13 protein-coding genes and 1 riboswitch are annotated in these 18,712 nt (G+C 74.1%); of the genes, 8 read left to right on the top strand and 5 right to left on the bottom strand.

Features of this window, described 5'->3' with window-relative positions; genetic code table 11:
* Positions 1-31: 31 nt before the first annotated feature.
* Complete coding sequence (locus O7626_RS37365) at positions 32-1,294, bottom strand: AI-2E family transporter (RefSeq protein WP_278065647.1); 1,263 nt, start codon at positions 1,292-1,294, stop codon at positions 32-34.
* A gap of 123 nt (positions 1,295-1,417) precedes the next feature.
* Between O7626_RS37365 and O7626_RS37360 the strand changes: the two genes are divergently transcribed.
* The gene (locus O7626_RS37360; protein ID WP_278065646.1) at positions 1,418-1,756 is read left to right on the top strand and encodes a co-chaperone GroES; all 339 of its coding nucleotides are present in this window, start codon (positions 1,418-1,420) and stop codon (positions 1,754-1,756) included.
* A 106-nt stretch (positions 1,757-1,862) separates the two neighbouring features.
* Here the strand turns inward: O7626_RS37360 and O7626_RS37355 are convergent, their stop codons facing one another.
* Complete coding sequence (locus O7626_RS37355; RefSeq protein WP_278065645.1) at positions 1,863-3,566, bottom strand: PrsW family intramembrane metalloprotease; 1,704 nt, start codon at positions 3,564-3,566, stop codon at positions 1,863-1,865.
* Positions 3,567-3,632: 66 nt separating this feature from the next.
* Positions 3,633-3,754: riboswitch (SAM riboswitch) on the top strand.
* Positions 3,755-3,800: 46 nt separating this feature from the next.
* Between O7626_RS37355 and O7626_RS37350 the strand changes: the two genes are divergently transcribed.
* Positions 3,801-5,120 (top strand): aminotransferase class V-fold PLP-dependent enzyme, encoded by a 1,320-nt coding sequence (locus O7626_RS37350; protein ID WP_278065644.1) that lies wholly within the window; start codon positions 3,801-3,803, stop codon positions 5,118-5,120.
* A gap of 151 nt (positions 5,121-5,271) precedes the next feature.
* Here O7626_RS37350 and O7626_RS37345 read toward each other — a convergent pair whose 3' ends face one another.
* Positions 5,272-6,492: an FUSC family protein gene (locus O7626_RS37345; protein WP_278065643.1), complete on the bottom strand. Its 1,221-nt coding sequence runs from the start codon at positions 6,490-6,492 to the stop codon at positions 5,272-5,274.
* Between the two features lie 252 nt (positions 6,493-6,744).
* Here O7626_RS37345 and O7626_RS37340 point away from each other — a divergent pair, with 252 nt between their 5' ends.
* Entirely contained in the window at positions 6,745-8,139 is a 1,395-nt protein-coding gene (locus O7626_RS37340; RefSeq protein WP_278065642.1) for an FAD-linked oxidase C-terminal domain-containing protein, read from the top strand.
* An 18-nt stretch (positions 8,140-8,157) separates the two neighbouring features.
* On the opposite strand, the gene O7626_RS37335 is transcribed toward O7626_RS37340, so the two are convergent.
* Positions 8,158-9,978: a glycerol-3-phosphate dehydrogenase/oxidase gene (locus tag O7626_RS37335; protein WP_278065641.1), complete on the bottom strand. Its 1,821-nt coding sequence runs from the start codon at positions 9,976-9,978 to the stop codon at positions 8,158-8,160.
* A 66-nt stretch (positions 9,979-10,044) separates the two neighbouring features.
* Here O7626_RS37335 and O7626_RS37330 point away from each other — a divergent pair, with 66 nt between their 5' ends.
* The 5 genes from O7626_RS37330 (at position 10,045) to O7626_RS37310 (ending at position 16,809) form a co-directional block, all read left to right on the top strand.
* Positions 10,045-12,723, top strand: a complete 2,679-nt coding sequence (locus tag O7626_RS37330) for a S8 family serine peptidase (RefSeq protein ID WP_278065640.1) — start codon at positions 10,045-10,047, stop codon at positions 12,721-12,723.
* 106 nt (positions 12,724-12,829) lie between these two features.
* A complete protein-coding gene (locus O7626_RS37325; protein WP_278065639.1) occupies positions 12,830-13,798 on the top strand; it encodes a GNAT family N-acetyltransferase in 969 nt (322 codons plus the stop codon).
* Positions 13,799-13,990: 192 nt separating this feature from the next.
* A complete protein-coding gene (locus O7626_RS37320; protein WP_278065638.1) occupies positions 13,991-15,469 on the top strand; it encodes an alpha/beta hydrolase in 1,479 nt (492 codons plus the stop codon).
* A 47-nt stretch (positions 15,470-15,516) separates the two neighbouring features.
* Entirely contained in the window at positions 15,517-16,260 is a 744-nt protein-coding gene (locus O7626_RS37315) for a MerR family transcriptional regulator (RefSeq protein ID WP_278065637.1), read from the top strand.
* A 39-nt stretch (positions 16,261-16,299) separates the two neighbouring features.
* Positions 16,300-16,809, top strand: coding sequence for a DUF664 domain-containing protein (locus O7626_RS37310; RefSeq protein ID WP_278065636.1), 510 nt, complete (start codon positions 16,300-16,302; stop codon positions 16,807-16,809).
* A 74-nt stretch (positions 16,810-16,883) separates the two neighbouring features.
* On the opposite strand, the gene groL is transcribed toward O7626_RS37310, so the two are convergent.
* Complete coding sequence (gene groL, locus O7626_RS37305; RefSeq protein ID WP_107257537.1) at positions 16,884-18,506, bottom strand: chaperonin GroEL; 1,623 nt, start codon at positions 18,504-18,506, stop codon at positions 16,884-16,886.
* Between the last annotated feature and the right edge of the window lie 206 nt (positions 18,507-18,712).

The following is an 18,712-nucleotide window of genomic DNA, read 5'->3' as shown; positions in this document are numbered from 1 at the left end:
GCCGCCGCGCCACACCGGGTACGGCGGCCGGCTACGGGGCCTTGGCGGCGACCACCACGGCGTCCGGCGGCACCTCGGGCGTCCGGCGGTGCGCCAAACGGCGGACCGCGGTGTTGAGCACCGCGATCAGCGGCACCGAGACCAGTGCGCCGACGATGCCGGCCAGCACCACACCGGCGGCGATACCGACGATCACCGCGAGCGGGTGGATCGCCACCGCCCGGCCCATGATCAGCGGTTGCAGGATGTGTCCCTCGACCTGCTGCACCCCGATCACCACGGCGAGGATGACAAGTGCCCGTACCCAACCGCTGTCGACGAGGGCGACAAGCACCGCCACCGCGCCGGAGAGGGTGGCCCCGACGATCGGGATGAACGCACCCAGGAAGACCAGGGCGGCCAGCGGGAACGCGAACGGGATGTCGAAGACCACCAGGAAGATGCCGATCCCGACCGCGTCGATGAACGCGACGAGTACGGTCGCCCGGACGTACGCGACGAGCGTCGCCCAGGAGGCCCGGCCCGCGTCGTCGACCCGCCAGCGGGCGGCCACCGGGAGCAGCCGGACGAGGAAGCGCCAGATCTTCTCGCCGTCCCGCAGGAAGAAGAACGTCGCGAAGAGCACCAGCAGCGCACCGGTGAGCAGCTCGGCGACGGTGGCGGCGGTGGAGACCGCCCCGCTGGTCAACGCCTGGGTGTTCTCGTTGATCCACTGCTCGCCCTGCTCGATGTACGAGTTGAGCTGGTTGTCCGACAGGTGCAGCGGACCGGTCTTCAACCACTCCTGGATCTGCCGGATGCCGTCGGTGGCGTTCCGGCTCAGGTCGGGTACGCCCTTGACGAACTCGTTCACCACCAGGGTGAGCGTGCCGACCACGGCCGCCAGGCCGGCGACCAGCACCACCGCGGTGGCCAGGGACCGGGGGAACCGGGCCCGGAGCAGCAGGCCGACCAGCGGGGCCAGCAGGGCGGAGAGCAACAGGGCGATGGCCAGCGGGATGATCACGATCCGGATCGTGCCGACCACCTTGAGCAGTGCCCAGGCGACCAGCCCGATCACGATCAGCCGCCACGACCAGGCGGCGGCGATCCGCAACGCGTGCGGCACGTCCGCGTCGTCCCGGCTCGACGTCGACGGGTGTACTTCCTCCTTGACCGGCTCGGGCACCACCGGCGCCGGCTCGGGCGTGGTCACCGCTGGCGGGTTCGCCGCCGCGACCTGGCCGCCGGACGGGTCCGACGAGGACCCGGACGCGCGACGGAGCCTTGCTCGTAGCTGCTCGAAACGGCGCAAGCGGACCTCCCACGGCGGATTGGCCTCCCTACCGTAGCCGCACCGGCACAGGTCGGCTCGGAACGCCCGGCGGGGTGACGGCCGACAACCTGCCTGGTGGCGGCACGCGGTACCGTTCCGGGCGTGATCGCCGAGGAAGACAACGACAACGGCCTGCCGATCCGCCTGCTGCACGACCGGGTGCTGGTCCGGGCGGACGGCGGCGAGGGCGAGCGGCGTTCGACCGCCGGCATCGTCATCCCGGCGACCGCCTCGATGGGCCGCCGGCTGGCCTGGGCGACCGCGGTGGGAGTCGGCCCGAACGTGCGCTCGATCGTCTCCGGTGACCGGGTGCTCTTCGACCCGGACGACCGGTCCGAGGTCGAACTGCACGGCCGGGAGTACGTGCTGCTCCGCGAGCGTGACGTGCACGCCGTCGCCGCCCGGCGGGTGGAGACCGACTCCACCGGCCTCTACCTCTAGAGGTCCGCCGCCGGCACCGCCGAAGGTTCCGGCCGACGACCGGCCCGCCTCTCGCCGGCCGGGCGGTGCCAGCCCGCCCCGCCGACCGGCCGCCGGGCTGGCCCGCTCAGCGCTGGTACGACCCCGGCCACCCGCCGCCGGCCGCTGGCGGCCCGCCGTACGAGCCGGGTGTCCCCGGGTACCCGGCAGGTCCGCCGCCGGGTACGCCCGGCACACCGGGGTACGGAGTAGGCGCCCCGCCGTACGGGCCCGGGTACGGTCCGGGTGCCCCGCCGTACGGGCCCGGGGTGCCCGGGTACGAGCCGTGGCCGGGGCCGGGGCCGGGGCCGGGGCCGGGGCCGGGGCCGGGGCCGGGTGGATAGCCGGCGGGAACAACCGGGGCGGGCGGGGGCGGTGGCGTCAGCAGTACCACCGGGATCGGCACCACCGGCTCGGCCGGTGCCGGCAGGGTGCGCCGCGAGCCGTCCGGGAAGGACAGGTGGTAGCGGGAGCCGTCCCAGATCCCGGCCGGTGCCTGCGGATCGCGGCCGACGAAGACGGTGCGGGCGGCCCGCATCGCGTCCAGCAGCCGGCGTTCCTCGTCCTGCCTCCGGGCGAGCTGCTCCGGCCGGCTGTGCAGCCCGCGCACCAGGCCGTCGCGGAGCAGGGCGAGCCGGCTCGCCGAGACCTGGAACGCCCGCATCGCCTTGAGGCCCTCGTCACCGGCGACCCGGCGGGCCCAGCGTCGGGCCGCGTGCCGCCGGCCGAGGGTGCCGAGCGCGGCCAGTTCGGGCGGCGTGAGCCAGCCCGCGGAGACGTAGTCGGGGAGCCGGCGCTGGGTCAGCCGCCCCTCCCAGCTGCGGACCCAGACGGCCAGGCCGACCACGCCCAGGAAGATCGGCACCATCAGCCCGACGTAGGTGTAGAGCAGGATCAGCGGCTCGCCGGAGAGCTGGGTGAGCACGGCGGCCAGGTTCCAGGCGCCGTGCAGGATCATCGCCAGCAGCAGGCCGGCCAGCGGGGCGAGGATCCGGATCGGCCGGCTGGCCGACCGGGCGGCGATGCCGAGCCCGATGCCGGTCATCGAGGTGAAGAGCGGGTGGGCGAAGCCGCTGATCAGGACCCGCAGGATGAAGATCCCGAACAAGTTTTGCGCGCCGGTCGCCGGGCCGTACCGGTCGACGCCCTCGGCGTAGCCGTGCAGACCGAAGTAGAGGATGTTCTCGACCATCGCGAAGCCGACCGCCGATAGGCCACAGTAGACGATGCCGTCGGTGATCCCGGACCACTTGCGGCGCTGGTAGAGCAGCAGCAGGAACGGCCCGAGCGCCTTGGTCAGCTCTTCGATGAAGGGCGCGACCAGCACCCCGACCAGCGGCAGGGGCAGCTCCAGGGTGTCACCGGCGAAGGTGTTGGTGCGCAGCGCGGCGAAGGTCGACACCGCCGCGCCCCAGCCGAGGCAGAAGGCGAGATACTTGATCGGTTCCGGGTCGTACCGGTCGAGCCAGAGGAAGCAGGCGACGAGCACCGGCACCGGCAGCGCCGCCGCGGCCAGTCCGATCAGCGGCGGCGTCACCCCGGCCGGTGACACCAGTTCCCACGCCATCAACACCGCGCAGACGACGATCAGGGTGACCGCCCCGATGGCCGTCAGCCGGCGGGCCAGGCTGGGCCGCTCGGAGGCCGCCGCCTCCGGCCCGCTGGCCGGTGGCGGCGGGAGCTGCGGCGGCGCGGCGGGCGGCCACGACGAGGTCGGCGACTGCGAGGTCAGCGACTGCGAGGCCGGCGACTGCGACTGCGGCGCCGCTGGACCGGGCGGGGTGTCGGCCATGTGATCAGCGTAGTTCCTCGCAACCGCCTGGCCCGACCACATCCGGCCCGGTTATGCTTCCGGGCAGGTCACGAGTGCCAGCGTCCAAGCCCCGGCTTGCTGGCCGGCAACCCTCGTCGAGGTTCGCGGTGGGGTGCCCCGGGTGATGACCGGGCTCGGTGCGGTTCCGCACCGGGCAAGCGCGGACCCCGTCTCCCGCCCTCCCGGGGTCCCTGACCACCGGAGGTGGCCCCGATGATTTCCCTTTCCGCGCCCGAGGTTCCCGTCCCGGCGCCCGCCGAACCGGGTCGCACCGTCACACCGACCGAACACCGCGCCGCGGCGGTCGACCGGGCCGCGACGGCGGGGCCGCTCGCCGTGCTCGGAGTGCCGGGAAAGGTCAACCTCGACTATGCCGCCACCGCGCCCTGCGCGCGGGCCGCTGCCGACGCGGTGGCCGAGCTGCTGCCCTGGTACGGCAGCGTGCACCGGGGCGCCGGAGCACTCTCCCGGCGCAGCACCCTGGCGTACGAGCGGGCCCGGCAGTGCGTCGCCGACTTCCTCGGGGTACGCCCCGACGACTCGGTCGTCTTCACCCGCAACACCACCGACGCGCTCAACCTGCTGGCCCGATCCCTGCCGCCCGGTTGCCGGGTGGTGACCTTCGCCAGCGAGCACCACGCCAACCTGCTGCCCTGGCCGGCGGGCACGGTCCGGCTGCCGGTGCCCGGCTCGGCCGCCGAGGCGGTGCGGGCGGTCGACGCGGCGCTGCGGGAACTGCGCCGGGGCAGTGGGGGCGGTGCACCGGTCCTGGTCGCGGTGACCGGGGCGAGCAACGTCACCGGCGAGTGCTGGCCGGTCGCCGAGCTGGCCCGGGTCGCCCACCGGCACGGCGCCCGGATCGCGCTGGACGCCGCCCAACTCGCCCCGCACGCCGTACTGGACATCGCCACGCTGGCCGTCGACTACGTCGCCGTTTCCGGACACAAGCTGTACGCGCCGTTCGGGATCGGCGTACTTGCCGGCCGGGCGGACTGGCTGGACGCCGCTGCGCCGTACCTGGCCGGTGGCGGTGCGACCCTGGCCGTCGGGGCGGCCACCCACGACGTGCGCTGGGTGGACGGCAGCGCCCGGCACGAGGCCGGTACGCCCAACCTGCTCGGCGCGGTGGCGCTGGCCGCGGTCTGCACCGCGCTGGGCGAGGCGGACCGGGCAGCGCTGTACGCGCGGGAGCAGTCCCTGCTCGCCCGGCTGCGGTCCGGGCTCGCGGCCCTGCCGGACGTGCTCGAACTGCGTACCTTCGACGATGCCGCGCCCCGGGTCGGCATCGTGTCGTTCGTGGTCGCCGGCCGGGACTCGGCGGCGGTCGCGACCGAACTCGCCCGGCGCTGGCAGCTCGGGCTGCGCGACGGGCTCTTCTGCGCGCATCCGCTGGCCCGGCGGCTGCTCGCCGAGGCGGCTGCCCGCAGTGGCCGGCGGGACCTGCCGCCGACGGCGCTGCGGGCGAGCATCGGGCTGGGCAGTACGCCCGCGCACGTCGACCGCCTGCTGACCGCCCTGGCGACACTGGGCTGAACCGTCCCGCCCGACCGGGCACCACCAGCCGTCCTCACCCGCCCGACCGGGCACCACCAGCCGTCCCGCCCGGCTGCCGCACCGGTCCCGATGGCCGGTGTGGCAGTGCCGGTCCCGCTGACCGGCTGCCCACACCGGTCCGCCTGACCGGCTACCGCACCGGTCCCGCCGCCGCGGGTGGGCCGTCCGGCGCCCGGTCGCCGGGTTGTCGGGCGGCCTGCCGGGCGGCCTCGCCGGAGTGCCCGCCGGCCGCCCGCCGGACCAGCTGGTTCGCCTCCGCCCGATCGACGCCGGTGGCCCGGAGCAGGTCGCTGCCGGTGGTACGCACCTGCGCGACCACCACGCTGCCGGAGAACCCGACCCCCTCGGCGTACGCCCGACCGGCCTGGCCGATCGCCTGCAACGCCTGCTCCCGGGCCGCCTCCGGGCGTACCCCGAGTCCGAGGTCCCGGCGCAGCAGCCGAACCGCCTCGGCGAGCAGCGCCACCGCCTCCGACATCGCCTCCGGGACCGGTTCGGCGTCCTCCAGCGCGGTGACCGCCCGCCGGACCAGGGTGCCGCTGTTGTGCACGGCGTGGTCGATGTACTCGGAACTCTCGACGTACTGGGTGAGCGCTCCCCGGCGGCTCCAGCGCACCGGGGACAGGATCGTCGTCTCCCGGCCGCCCTCCAGCGCCTCCTCGAAACCCTGGAGGTGCCGCTCCACCTCGCGGAGCCGGTCCAGCGCGCCCTGCGCCCGGTCCGGGTCGCGGGCCCGCAGCGCCGCCGCGGTCTCGGCGAGTTCCTCGGTGAGCCGGGTCAGCGCCGGCTTGGCCGCCCGGTCCACCACCCGCAACGGGTTCAACGGCAGCACCAGCGCGATCACCACCAGCCCGGCGAAGCCGCCGATCAGCGCGTCGACGACCCGGGGCGCCTCGATGTTCATCTCCGTCGGCATGTCGACGGTAACGATCAGCACGGCGGTCGCCGCCGCCTGGGTGACCACGGCCGGGCCGCCGCCCAGGAAGATGGTGACCACGATCGCCATGAACACGATCACGCCGAGCTGCCACGGCCCGGTACCGGCGGCGAAGACCAGGGCGTCGCCGAGACCGATGCCGACCGCCACCCCGATGATCAGCTCGATGGTCCGGCGGAACCGCTGGCCGACCGAGGAGGCGAGGGTGCCGATCGCGGAGATCGGGGCGAAGACCGGCGACGGGTTGCCGAGGAACTCGTGCGAGCCGACCCAGGCCAGCGCCGCCGCGACCCCGGCCTGGAGGGCCAGCACCACGTTGAACTTCACGGCCTGCCAGCGGTCCCGCACCGTCGCCCGGGACCGCTGCCGGAACTCCTTCGCCAGCTCGGCGATCCGCTCCCGGTCGAGGTCCACGGGCCTTCTGACCCTGGTGTCCCGGACCGAGCGCATGGCGGGGACTACCCACTGACGCACCCGGCGAACGCGTCAGCCACCGACGCACCGGGCGAAGTCGTCCCACCGCCGACACACCGGCACAACACGTCCGGACCCGTCGGTTGGTCCGGGGCCGCGCCGGTTGGTCCGGGCCGCGCTGTCCGGACCGTCCCCGGTCGGCCCGGAAACGACCCTGGTCGGTGTACTCGTCGGGCGGCTAGCCTGCCAGCCATGCCGGATCTTCTCGACGACCTGCGGGCGGCGCTCGGCGAGTCCGCCGTACTGACCGACCCCGACCTGCTCCGCGGCCACCAGCGGGACGAGGCCGACCTCTGCCCGGCCGGGATGCCGGCCGTGCTGGTCCGGCCCCGGACCACCACGGAGGTGGTCGCCGTGGTCCGGGCGGCGGCCCGGCACGGCGTACCGGTGGTGCCGCAGGGTGCCCGGACCGGGCTGGCCGGGGCCGCGAACGCGGTCGACGGGGCGGTACTGCTCTCCACCGTGTCGATGGACGAGATCCGCGAGGTCGACCCGGTGAACCGGATCGCGGTGGTCCAGCCCGGAGTGGTCAACGCCACGCTGGCCGCCGCCGTCGCCAAGCACGGCCTGCGCTATCCGCCCGACCCGGGCTCGTGGGAGTCGTCCACCATCGGCGGGAACGTGGCCACGAACGCCGGCGGGATGTGCTGCGTCAAGTACGGCGTCACCACCGAGTACGTGATCGGCCTGGAGGTGGTGCTCGCCGACGGCGAGGTGCTGCGCACCGGGCGGCGTACCGCCAAGGGGGTGGCCGGCTACGACCTGACCAGGCTCTTCGTCGGCTCGGAGGGGACCCTCGGGGTGATCACCGAGGTGACCGTCTCGCTGCGTCCGGCCGCCGAGGAGTCGCTGACCCTGGTCGCGGTCTTCCCGTCCACCACCGCCGCCGGCCGGGCGGTCGCCGAGATCTCCGCGCGTGGGCTCAGCCCGAGTCTGCTGGAACTGCTGGACCGCACGCACCTGGGCGCGATCGAGGCGTACCGGCCGATGGGGCTGCGCACCGACGCCGAGGCGCTGCTGCTGGCCGCCGCCGACACCGGTACCCGGGCCGCCGCAGACCTCGCCGTACTGGCCGAGGTCTGCACGGCCAGCGGCGCCGACGAGGTCTTCGCGGCCACCGACGCGGCGGAGGCGGCGGCCCTGCTGACGGCCCGCCGGCTGGCGCATCCGGCGATGGAGCGTTTCGCCGCCGCCAGCTGTCCGGGCGGCAACGGCGGGCTGGTCGTCGACGACGTGGCGGTACCCCGGCACGCGCTGGCGGCGCTGCTCGACGGGGTGGCCCGGATCTCCGCCGAGCACGACGTGCCGATCGGCGTTGTCGGGCACGCCGGGGACGGCAACATGCACCCGAACATCGTGGTCGACCGGGCCGACCCGGCGAGCCTGGAGCGGGGCCGGCGGGCCTTCGACGCGATCATGGAACTCGGCCTCTCGCTCGGTGGCACCTGCACCGGGGAGCACGGGGTCGGCCTGCTGAAGCGGGACTGGCTGGCCCGGGAGATCGGGCCGGTGGGGCTGCGGGTGCACCGGGCGATCAAGGACGCACTCGACCCGACCGGCCTGCTCAACCCCGGAAAGGTGCTCTGACCGGCGCGCGGGGGCGGGTCAGCCGGGTAGTTCCACCTCGTCCAGGCCGCCCCGGTCGGCGGCGAAGCCCCGTACGTCCGGCGCGCCCAGCCGGGCCGCGTCCGCCGTGGCGTCGTCCGGCATCCGCTGCGACTGCCGTTCCGCCCGCACCCGGGCCAGGTAGTGCTCGACCTCGCGGGCCCGGACCGGGGCGTCCCAGCCGAGCACCCGGCCCATGATCTCGGCCGCCTGCCCGGCCGACTCGGCGCCGCGGTGGGACGTCTCGAACGAGATCCGGGTACGCCGGGTCAGCACGTCGTCGAGGTGCAGCGCCCCCTCGGCGCGGGCCGCGTACGCCACCTCGGCGGCCAGGTATTCCGGTGCGCCGGCCAGCGGGGAGCCGAGCAGCGGGTCGGCGTCGACCATGGCCAGCAGTTCGGTGCCGAGGTTGCCGTACCGCTCCAGCAGATGCTCGACCACCCCGGCGGGTACGCCGTGCCGGCGGGCCAGGTCGGCCCGGTCCCGCCACAGCGCGGCGTACCCGTCGGCGCCGAGCAGCGGCAGGTCGGCGGTGCGGGACGGGCGTACCTCGCCGAGCCGGCGGGCGGCCCGGTCCACCACGTCGGCGGCCATCACCCGGTACGTCGTGTACTTGCCGCCGGCCACCAGCAGCAGCCCGAGCATCGGCTCGTAGACCGCGTGCTCCCGGGAGAGTTTCGAGGTGGAGTCCGCCTCGCCGGTCAGCAGCGGGCGCAGCCCGGCGTAGACGCCCTCGATGTCGGCGGTGGTCAGCGGGCGGTCCAGCACGGTGTTCACCTGGTCGAGCAGGTAGTCGATGTCCCGGGCCGAGGCCGCCGGGTGGGCCCGGTCGAGCCGCCAGTCGGTGTCGGTGGTGCCGATGATCCAGTGACCGCCCCAGGGGATGACGAAGAGCACCGAGGTCGGGGTGCGCAGGATCAGCCCGGCCTCGCCGGTGATCGCCGAGCGGGGCACCACCAGGTGCACCCCCTTGGAGGCCCGTACCCGCAGCCCGCGGCGTACCCCGACGTCGCCGAGGAAGTCGGACATGTCGTCGCTCCACACGCCGGTGGCGGCGATGACGGTCCGGGCGCGTACCTCGAACTCGGCGTCCGGGGAGCCGGGCGGCGCCTCCATGTCCCGGACCCGTACCCCGGTCACCTCGCGGGCCTGCCGGAGCAGGCCGACGACGCGGGCGCTGGTCACGGTCGCCGCGCCGAGGCTGGCCGCGGTGCGGGCCAGGGTGACCACCAGGCGGGCGTCGTCGACCTGCCCGTCGAAGTAGCGGATCGCCCCGGCTATGGCGTCGGCCCGCAGGCTGGGGAAGGTCCGCCGGGCTCCCTCCCGGGTCAGGTGCCGGTGCAGCGGCATCCCCCGCCCGCCGCCGAAGATCCCGGCGAAGGTGTCGTAGGCGGCGACCCCGGTCCCGTAGTAGGAGCGTCGCCAGGCGCGCGCGGCGAGCCCGGCCGGGCCGCGGCCGGCGGGCAGCGGCACCAGGATCGGCACCGGGCGGACCAGGTGCGGGGCGAGCCGGGTGGCGAGCAGTCCGCGTTCGGTGAGCGCCTCGTGGACCAGGTGGAACTCCAGCTGCTCCAGGTAACGCAGCCCGCCGTGGATCAGCTTGCTGGACCGGCTGGAGGTGCCGGCGGCGAAGTCCCGGGCCTCGACCAGGGCCACCTTGAGCCCTCGGGAGGCGGCGTCGAGCGCGGCGCCCGCGCCGGTCACCCCACCACCGATGACGAGTACGTCGAACCGCTCGCTGCGCAGCCGGCGCAGGTCGGCGGCGCGGCGGGACGGGGAGAGCCGGCTGGCCGTGTTCCGGGAGAGGCTGGGGTCACGCACCCGTCCACGGTAGCCGCCGCAGCAGCGAAGTCGGGCCTGCCGGGGCGGCGGGCGTACTGTTCGGTGATGCAGGATGGTCCGCCGCCGCCCGCCGAGCAGCCGTCCCCCGCCGAGCAGCCGTCCCCCGCCGAGCAGCCGTCCCCCGCCGAGCAGCCGTCCCCCGCCGAGCAGCCGCCGCCCGCCGAGCAGCCGTCCCCGCCGCCGGGCTGGTCGGCCGGAGCCGCACAGCCGTGGCCGGCCGGAGCCGGACAGCCGGGCTGGCCGGCGCGACCGGGCCCGCCGGTGCGGCCGGCCGGAGCCGGGGTGTGGCCGGTGGTCGCCGCCGTGCTGGTCGGAGTCGGGACGGTCGGGGTGACCGTCGGCAGCCAGGGCGTCGCCTGGCTGGTCGAACAGGTCCTGCTCGTCTCCGGCCTGGACGGGCAGGTCTGGCTCTGGCCGACCACCGGCGTCGTCAACGCGCTGCTCGTCGGGGTACCGGCCGGTCTGCTGGCGGCGCTGCCCCGGTCACCGTCCGTCCGGGCCGCCGGTCGGGCCTGGCTGCTCGGCGCGCTCGCACTCGGCGCCCTGGGACTGCTCCGGGCGGTACCGCCGCGCCTGCCGGAGGTCTACCTCGCCGGGCTGGCGGTGGTGGCCGGACTGGGTGCCCTGCTGATCCGGCGGTTCGGCGGCCGCCCCGAGCAGGTCCGGGCCGAGCCGGCGGCGGTCGGGCTGGCCGTGGCGGGTGGACTGGTACTGCTGCTGCCCTGGGTCTGGCTCGGCGCGCTGGGCGGCGTACTGGAGACGGTCTGCGGGCTGCTCGCCTCGGCCGCCGTCGGCTGGTTGGCCGCCTCCGTCCTGGATGGACGGTTCTGGGCCGGCTTCGAGCGAGTGGTCCCGGGTGGCCGCCCGACGCCGGAACGGCCCGTCGGCGGAGCCGGCCCGGTGGCGGTCGGAGGGGCCCGGCTGGTCCTGGTCGGCGGGCTGGTCGCCGGGGTGGCACTGGCGCTGCTCGCGGGCGGGATCGGCCAGTCCGGCGCGCAACTGGCCGCCCTGCTCGTCCTTCCGCCGGCCGGCTTCGCCCTCGCCGCGCTCCGGGTCACCTCCCGACCCCGCCCGACGATCCCGAGCGGCGCGCCGTCAGCCGAACTCCGGCCGGTCGGCTCCGCGGCGGTCGGCTGGCTGGTCGGCGTCGCCGCCGCCGGGCCGCTGCTGCTTGTCGACCCGGAGGAGATCACCCTGCTGCTGGCCGGTGCCCGGGACGTGCCGTTCTGGGCCGCCGTCGCCGCCGTCGGCTCGCTCGCCGTCGCGCTGCTGCTCGGCATCGGGTACGGCGTCGGCCTCGGCCGCCGCCGCGCACCCGTCCCGCGCCGGCCGGTCGCCGCGGCCGTGGCCGGCGTCCTGCTGCTCGCCACCGGCGCGGTGTACGCCGGCCCCGGCTCCCCCGGCTGGCACGGCGAACGCCTCTTCGTGGTGCTCCGCGAGCAGGCGGACCTGACCGGCGTACCCGCGCAGACCGGTGCGGCCGGTCGGCAGGCCAGGGGCCGGGAGGTGTACCGCCGGCTGGTCGAGACCGCCGAGCGTTCCCAGGCGGACCTGCGCCGGGAACTCGACCGGCTGCACCTCGACCACACCCCGTACTACCTGGTCAACGCGATCGAGGTGGACGGCGGTACGGCGGTACGGGCCTGGCTGTCCCGGCGCGACGACGTCGACCGGGTACTCGTCAGCCAGCGGTTGCGTCCGCTGCCCGCCGCCGGCTCACCGAGGCGGGGCGACGAGGCCGCGCCGGCCGTACCCGTCTGGAACCTGGGGCTGGTCGGCGCGGACCGGGTCTGGTCGCAGCTCGGCGTCGACGGCTCGGGGATCGTGGTCGGCGGCTCGGACTCCGGCGTGGACGGCCGGCACCCGGCGCTGGCCGCCGGCTTCCGGGGCGGCGACGACTCCTGGTACGACCCGTGGAACGCCGCCTCCGCCCCGACCGACCTCGGCGGCCACGGTACGCACACCCTGGCCACTGCCGTCGGCGACGAGCGGGTCGGGGTGGCACCCGGTGCGCAGTGGGTCGGCTGCGTGAACCTGGACCGGAACCTCGGCAACCCGGCGCGTTACCTGGACTGCCTCCAGTTCATGCTGGCGCCGTTCCCGCCCGGCGCCGACCCGTTCACCGCCGGCCGGCCTGACCGGGCACCGCAGGTGCTCAGCAACTCGTGGGGCTGTCCGGCGATCGAGGGCTGCGCCGTGGATACCCTCCGGCCGGCCACCACGGCACTCGCCTCGGCCGGGATCTTCTTCGTCGCCGCCGCCGGCAACACCGGCTCGTTCTGCGGCTCGGTCGACGACCCGCCCGCCCCGTACCCGGAGGTGCTGACCGTCGGCGCGGTGGACCGGCAGCGCCGGGTCACCTCCTTCTCCAGCCGTGGCCCGACGCCCGACGGTTCGAGCAAGCCGGACCTGGTCGCACCCGGCGAGGACGTGCTCTCGGCGCTGCCCGGCGGCGGGTACGGCTCGCTCAGCGGCACCTCGATGGCGGCCCCGCACCTGGCCGGGGTGGTCGCGCTGATGTGGTCGGCGAACCCGGCACTGATCGGCGACCTGACGACGACCCGGCGGATCCTGCTGGAGACCGCCGGCCCGGCCGAGCCGACCTACCTGTCCCGGAGCAGCGCCGACACGTGCGGCTCGGAGCGCAACATCACCGGCGAGGGCCTGGTCGACGCGTACGCGGCGGTGCGGGCCGCCCAGGAACTCGGCCGAACCGGCGGCTGACCGTCACCTCGGCTGGCCGTCACCTCCGCAGGCGATCATCTCGGCTGGCCGGCACCCCTCGGCTGGCCGGCACCTCGGCAGGTGGGCTCGGCTATGGTCGGCGACCATGAGCGCCGAGCCGTCCCTCACCGAGCTGACCGACGACCAGCTGCCCGCCGTGGTGCGGCTCTGCCGGTCGGCGCTGGACCTGCCCGACGACTCGGCCGAGGCGGCGCAGATCGTGGCCCGGCTCCGGGACGACTCGCCGCTGCCGGGCGCCGCCGGGCCACGCCGCACCGTCGGGGTGGCGGCGTGGCGGGACGGTGCGCTCGCCGGGGTCGCGCTCGGTTCGATGGCGGACCGGGGCGGGGACCGGGCCGTCGGCCACCTCGACCTGGTCGCGGTCCACCCCGAGCTGCGCCGCCGGGGCATCGGCCGGGCCCTGCTGAGCCGGGTCGAGCAGGCGCTCGCCGGGCTCGGCGCGACCCAGGTACGCGTCGCCGGCAACCCGCCGCACTACGTCTGGCCCGGCATCGACGTCCGGTACACCCCGGCGATCTGCACCGTCCTGGCGCTCGGCTACACATCGGAGGAGACCGCCTGGAACATGACCGCCGACCTTTCCACCGAGTCCTCCCCGGCGCTGCGCCCGACCGGGGCCGCCGAGCGACGGCTGGCGGAGCGGGGCGTCACGGTACGCCGGGCCGAGCCGGCCGACCTGCCGATGCTCACCGACTTCGCCCGGTCGACCTTCGGCGGCACCTGGGACCTCGAACTGCTGCACTCGGTCGGGCGACCGGACGCCGGCTGCCACCTCGCCGTTCGTACCCCGACCGACGGCGGTACGCCGGAAGTGCTCGGCTTCGCCGCGTACGGATCGTCCCGGCCGAGCTGGTTCGGACCGATGGGTACCGCGCCCGGGGCACAGGGCCTGGGCATCGGCGGCGTACTGCTGCGCCGGTGCCTGCGGGACCAGCGGGCGGCCGGACGCCCGCGGGCCGAGATCGGCTGGGTCGGCCCGGTGCCCTTCTACGCGAACAACGCCGGAGCGCGGATCGAGCGGGTGTTCTTCCTCTACCGCAAACAGCTCCGCTGACATCGCGAACAGAGCCGCTGACATCGCGAACAGAGCCGCTGACACCGCGAACAGCTCCGCCACCCCCGTCCGCATCCCTGTGACCCCGGATACGAATCTCGTCCGGAGCCGGTCTCTCGGTGGACTGTGCCCCGAGGGCACAGGTTGGAATGGGGCGAGCCCGTCGACGACGGGCCGACAGGAGGCGGGAAGATGTTTCGAAGGCGTGGCATCGCCCTGGTGGGGGTACTTGGCATGGTCGGTGCCCTGGTCGCGGTCCGACCGGCCACGGCCGGGGAGTCGACGACGCGGCTGGCGTGGGCGGCGTGTCCCGAGGGAGTCGTGGTGTCGCCGGCAGTACAGGTGCAGTGTGCGCGGGTGCCGGTTCCGCTGGACTACCGCGACCCCGACGGCACCCAGATCGAGATCATGGTGTCGCGGATCGCGAGCACGAAGCCGGAGAAGCGACGCGGCGTGCTGATGTTCAACCCGGGCGGGCCGGGCGGTACCGGGCTGGACCAACCGGGGTTCCTGGCCGGCAGGGGGCTGCCGAGCAGTGTCCTGGACGCCTACGACCTGATCGGCATGGACACCCGGGGCGTCGGGCATTCGGCGCCGGTGAGCTGCGGCTTCACCGCCACCGACGCCTACTGGGCCAACATCCCGCCGTACGCGCCCGACGACGCCGCAGTGACCCGGCAGGCCAAGATCGCCGAGGAGGTCGCGGCCCGGTGCGCCGCAAACGACACCGAGGGGCGGCTGCGACACCTGACGACCGCCAACATGGCCCGTGACCTGGACCGGATCCGGGCCGCGCTCGGCGAGGAGAAGACAAGCTTCTACGGGGCGTCCTACGGTTCGGCGTTGGGCGCGGCGTACGCCTCGATGTTCCCGGAGAACACCGACCGCATCGTGCTGGACAGCAACATCGGCGACACCCACCTCGACCGTGCCGGTCTGCGCCGCTACGCGCTCGGCATGGAGCAGACCTTCCCCGACTTCGCCAGCTGGGCGGCGGAACGGCACGACTCCTACGGCCTGGGCCGCACGCCACGGGAGGTACGCGGGACCTACCTCGCCATCGCCGAGCGGCTGGACCGGACACCCGCACCCGACGGGCTCACCGGGGCCATGTTCCGGGCCGTCACCTTCGCCTCCCTCTACGGCGAGGTCCAGTACGGCAACCTCGCGCGGACCTGGCAGTCGTACCTCGATCCCGGCGAGGCGCCGCCGGCACCGGCGCAGCCGCAGGCTCCGAGCCCGGCCGACAACTCCCTCTCGGTGTTCCTCGCCGTCACCTGTAACGACGTCGAGTGGCCCGAGGACGTCGCGACCTACCGGCGCGCCGTCGCCGAGGACCGCGAGCGGTACCCGCTGTACGGGGCCGCCAGCGCCAACATCCTCCCGTGCGCGTACTGGAAGTACGAGCCGTCCGAGCCGCCCGTCACGATCTCCGACCAGGGGCCGGGTAAGGTGCTGCTCCTACAGAACCGGCACGATCCGGTCACGCCGCTCGCGGGTGGCAAGCTGCTGCGCGAGAAGTTCGGGCAGCGGTCGCGGCTGGTGACCGCCGACGAGAGCGGGCACGGCGTCTACGTGCTCGGCGGCAACGCCTGCGCGCTGAACATCACCACCTCCTACCTGGTCGAGGGCAGGATGCCGGCCCGGGACACGACCTGCCGGAGCGACTGACCGGCAGCGGACCGGCGTGCCCCCGGGGCATGGTGTCGAATGTCGGTATGCGGACGAAGCGGGGCTGGAGCACGCGTGAGCTGGCCGAGATCGCCGGAACCACCCTGAAGGCCGTGCGGCACTACCACCGGATCGGGCTGCTGGACGAGCCGGAGCGGACGGCCAACGGCTACAAGCAGTACGGGATCAGGCATCTCATCCGGCTGTTGCGGATCCGCCGTCTGGTGGAACTCGGGGTGCCGCTTGCCGACATCGCCGTGGCGCAGGAGTCGGACGAGGGTGCGGAGCAGGTGTTCCGCACCCTCGACGCCGAGCTGGCGGCCAGCATCGAGCGCCAGCAGCGGATTCGCGAGGAGCTGGCCGGTATCCTGCGGCACCCCGACCGTGCCGAGCTGCCACCGGGGTTCGGCGAGGTCGCGGGTGGCCTCTCCGATGACGAACGGGCGTTCCTGCTCGTCTGTTCGCGGGTCTTCGAACCGTGGGTACTGGAGACCCTCCGGGAGCTGCACAGCGTGCCACGCACCGTGCTCGCCGCGGAGTTCGAGGCCCTGGCCGAGGATGCGAGCGACGAGACCCGGCAGAGCCTGGCCGAGCGGTACGCCCCCGAGGTGTACCGCGAGCAGCAGAAGCATCCGAATCTTCGGAAGCTCAGCGACGAGGGCGCGGCGGGGCGTGGGCCACACAACTGGGAGGTCTTCCTCAGGGGGATCGTCGAGCTTTACAATCCGGCGCAGATCGACGTCCTGCAACGCGTCGAAGCCATCAACGCCCGGAACGCCGGCTCCGGGTAGCGCCCGGAGCGGCAGCGGGCCCTGGCGGACAATGTCGGGATGACGATTCCGTTTCCCGCACCGACCGTTCCGGCATCGGGGCGGACCGAGGTCTTCCTGCGCTACCTCGACTACTTCCGGGAGACGGTGCTGTCGAAGGTCACCGCGCTACCCGACGACGAGCTGCGGCACAGCCGGCTTCCGTCGGGTTGGACCCCGCTCGAGCTGCTCAAGCATCTGCGTTACGTCGAGTTGCGCTGGATCGAGTGGGGCTTCCAGGGGAGGGATGTCGGGGACCCGTGGGGAGACCGGCGCGAGGACCGGTGGTACGTCGCACCCGAGGAGACCCTCGACGGCCTGGTCGGCGCGCTCCGGGCCCAGGGAGCGCACACCTCGGCCGTGGTCACGGCGAACCAGCTCGGCACGGTGGGTGCGCCCGGCCCGAGATGGGACGGTGCGGACCCCGCCTCGCTGGAACGCGTGCTGTTCCACCTCGTCCAGGAGTACGCCCGTCATCTCGGACACCTCGACGTGGTCACGGAGCTGGCCGGCGGTCCGACCGGCGAGTAGCCCGGGCACGCCGGGTACGCGAGGAAGGGGCGGACCGCTGACGCGGGCCGCCCCTTCGACGTGGAGTTCTGGACTCAGAAGTCCATGTCCCCGCCGCCCGGCGCAGCCGGGGCGGCCGGGGTCTTCTCCGGCTTGTCCGCCACCACAGCCTCGGTGGTGAGGAACAGGGCCGCGATCGACGACGCGTTCTGCAGCGCCGAACGGGTCACCTTGGCCGGGTCGATGATGCCGGCCTGGAGCAGGTCGACGTACTCACCGTTGGCCGCATTGAGGCCGTGCCCGGCGTCCAGGTTGCGGACCTTCTCCACCACGACGCCGCCCTCGAGGCCGGCGTTGACGGCGATCTGCCGCAGCGGGGCGTCCAGCGCGATCTTGACGATCTGCGCGCCGGTCGCCTCGTCGCCGGCCAGGTCCAGCTTGTCGAAGGCGGTCTTGCCGGCCTGGACCAGCGCGACACCACCACCGGGGACGATGCCCTCCTCGACGGCGGCCTTCGCGTTGCGCACCGCGTCCTCGATGCGGTGCTTGCGCTCCTTCAGCTCGACCTCGGTGGCCGCGCCGACCTTGATCACCGCAACACCGCCGGCCAGCTTGGCCAGGCGCTCCTGCAGCTTCTCGCGGTCGTAGTCGGAGTCGCTCTTCTCGATCTCGGCGCGGATCTGGTTGACCCGCCCGTTGATCTGGTCGGCGTCGCCGGCACCGTCGACGATGGTGGTCTCGTCCTTGGTCACCACGACCTTGCGGGCCCGGCCCAGCATGTCGAGGCCGACGGCGTCCAGCTTGAGGCCGACCTCCTCGCTGATCGGCTGCCCGCCGGTCAGGATGGCGATGTCGCCGAGCATCGCCTTGCGGCGGTCACCGAAGCCCGGCGCCTTGACGGCGACCGACTTGAAGGTGCCCCGGACCTTGTTGACCACCAGGGTCGCCAGGGCCTCGCCCTCGACGTCCTCGGCGATGATGGCCAGCGGCTTGCCCGACTGCATGACCTTCTCGAGGATCGGCAGCAGGTCCTTGACCGTCGAGATCTTGCTGTTGACGATCAGGATGTACGGGTCGTCGAGCACGGCCTCCATCCGGTCGGGGTCGGTCATGAAGTACCCCGAGATGTAGCCCTTGTCGAAGCGCATGCCCTCGGTCAGCTCAAGCTCGAGCCCGAAGGTGTTGCTCTCCTCGACGGTGATGACGCCTTCCTTGCCGACCTTGTCCATCGCCTCGGCGATGATCTCGCCGACGCTGGTGTCACCAGCGGAGATGGAGGCGGTGGAGGCGATCTGCTCCTTGGTCTCGACGTCCTTGGCGAGCTTGCTCAGCTCCTCCGAGACGTTCGCGACGGCGGCCTCGATGCCCCGCTTCAGGGCCATCGGGTTGGCGCCCGCCGCGACGTTGCGCAGGCCCTCCCGGACCAGCGCCTGGGCGAGGACGGTCGCCGTCGTCGTGCCGTCTCCGGCCACGTCGTCGGTCTTCTTGGCGACCTCCTTGACCAGCTCCGCACCGATCTTCTCGTACGGGTCCTCGAGCTCGATCTCCTTGGCGATGCTCACACCATCGTTGGTGATGGTGGGGGCGCCCCACTTCTTCTCGAGCACGACGTTGCGGCCCTTCGGGCCCAGCGTCACCTTAACGGCGTCGGCGAGGGTGTTCATGCCCCGCTCAAGGCCGCGGCGCGCCTCCTCGTCGAACGCGATCATCTTGGCCATACGGCGTTGTCCTCCTGGACACTCACGGCCGCCGGAGCCTTTGTCGGCCCCGAACCTGCCGCCTGATTACGCACCTTCGGACGTCACTACGGCACTGGCGGACGGGGCCGTCGGCACCCATTGGTGCCCCTCGACTCCGTCGCGCTGTGCGACAGTGACGTCCGCCGGCCGGGCCGGACAGCCCGCGACGACCGGCCATGTGCCGC

Origin of the sequence: Micromonospora sp. WMMD1102, from assembly GCF_029626265.1 — a bacterium.
Lineage (GTDB): Bacteria > Actinomycetota > Actinomycetes > Mycobacteriales > Micromonosporaceae > Plantactinospora.
Note: the sequence above shows the minus strand (reverse complement) of the source record. Positions and strands in the feature narration are given on the sequence as shown.

Bases quoted from the DNA above. Each gene is read 5' to 3' on its own strand.
- O7626_RS37355 (WP_278065645.1), bottom strand. From the start codon at position 3,566: ATGGCCGACACCCCGCCCGGTCCAGCGGCGCCGCAGTCGCAGTCGCCG.
- O7626_RS37350 (WP_278065644.1), top strand. From the start codon at position 3,801: ATGATTTCCCTTTCCGCGCCCGAGGTTCCCGTCCCGGCGCCCGCCGAA.
- O7626_RS37340 (WP_278065642.1), top strand. From the start codon at position 6,745: ATGCCGGATCTTCTCGACGACCTGCGGGCGGCGCTCGGCGAGTCCGCC.
- O7626_RS37330 (WP_278065640.1), top strand. From the start codon at position 10,045: ATGCAGGATGGTCCGCCGCCGCCCGCCGAGCAGCCGTCCCCCGCCGAG.
- O7626_RS37325 (WP_278065639.1), top strand. From the start codon at position 12,830: ATGAGCGCCGAGCCGTCCCTCACCGAGCTGACCGACGACCAGCTGCCC.
- O7626_RS37320 (WP_278065638.1), top strand. From the start codon at position 13,991: ATGTTTCGAAGGCGTGGCATCGCCCTGGTGGGGGTACTTGGCATGGTC.
- O7626_RS37315 (WP_278065637.1), top strand. From the start codon at position 15,517: ATGCGGACGAAGCGGGGCTGGAGCACGCGTGAGCTGGCCGAGATCGCC.
- O7626_RS37310 (WP_278065636.1), top strand. From the start codon at position 16,300: ATGACGATTCCGTTTCCCGCACCGACCGTTCCGGCATCGGGGCGGACC.
- groL (WP_107257537.1), bottom strand. From the start codon at position 18,506: ATGGCCAAGATGATCGCGTTCGACGAGGAGGCGCGCCGCGGCCTTGAG.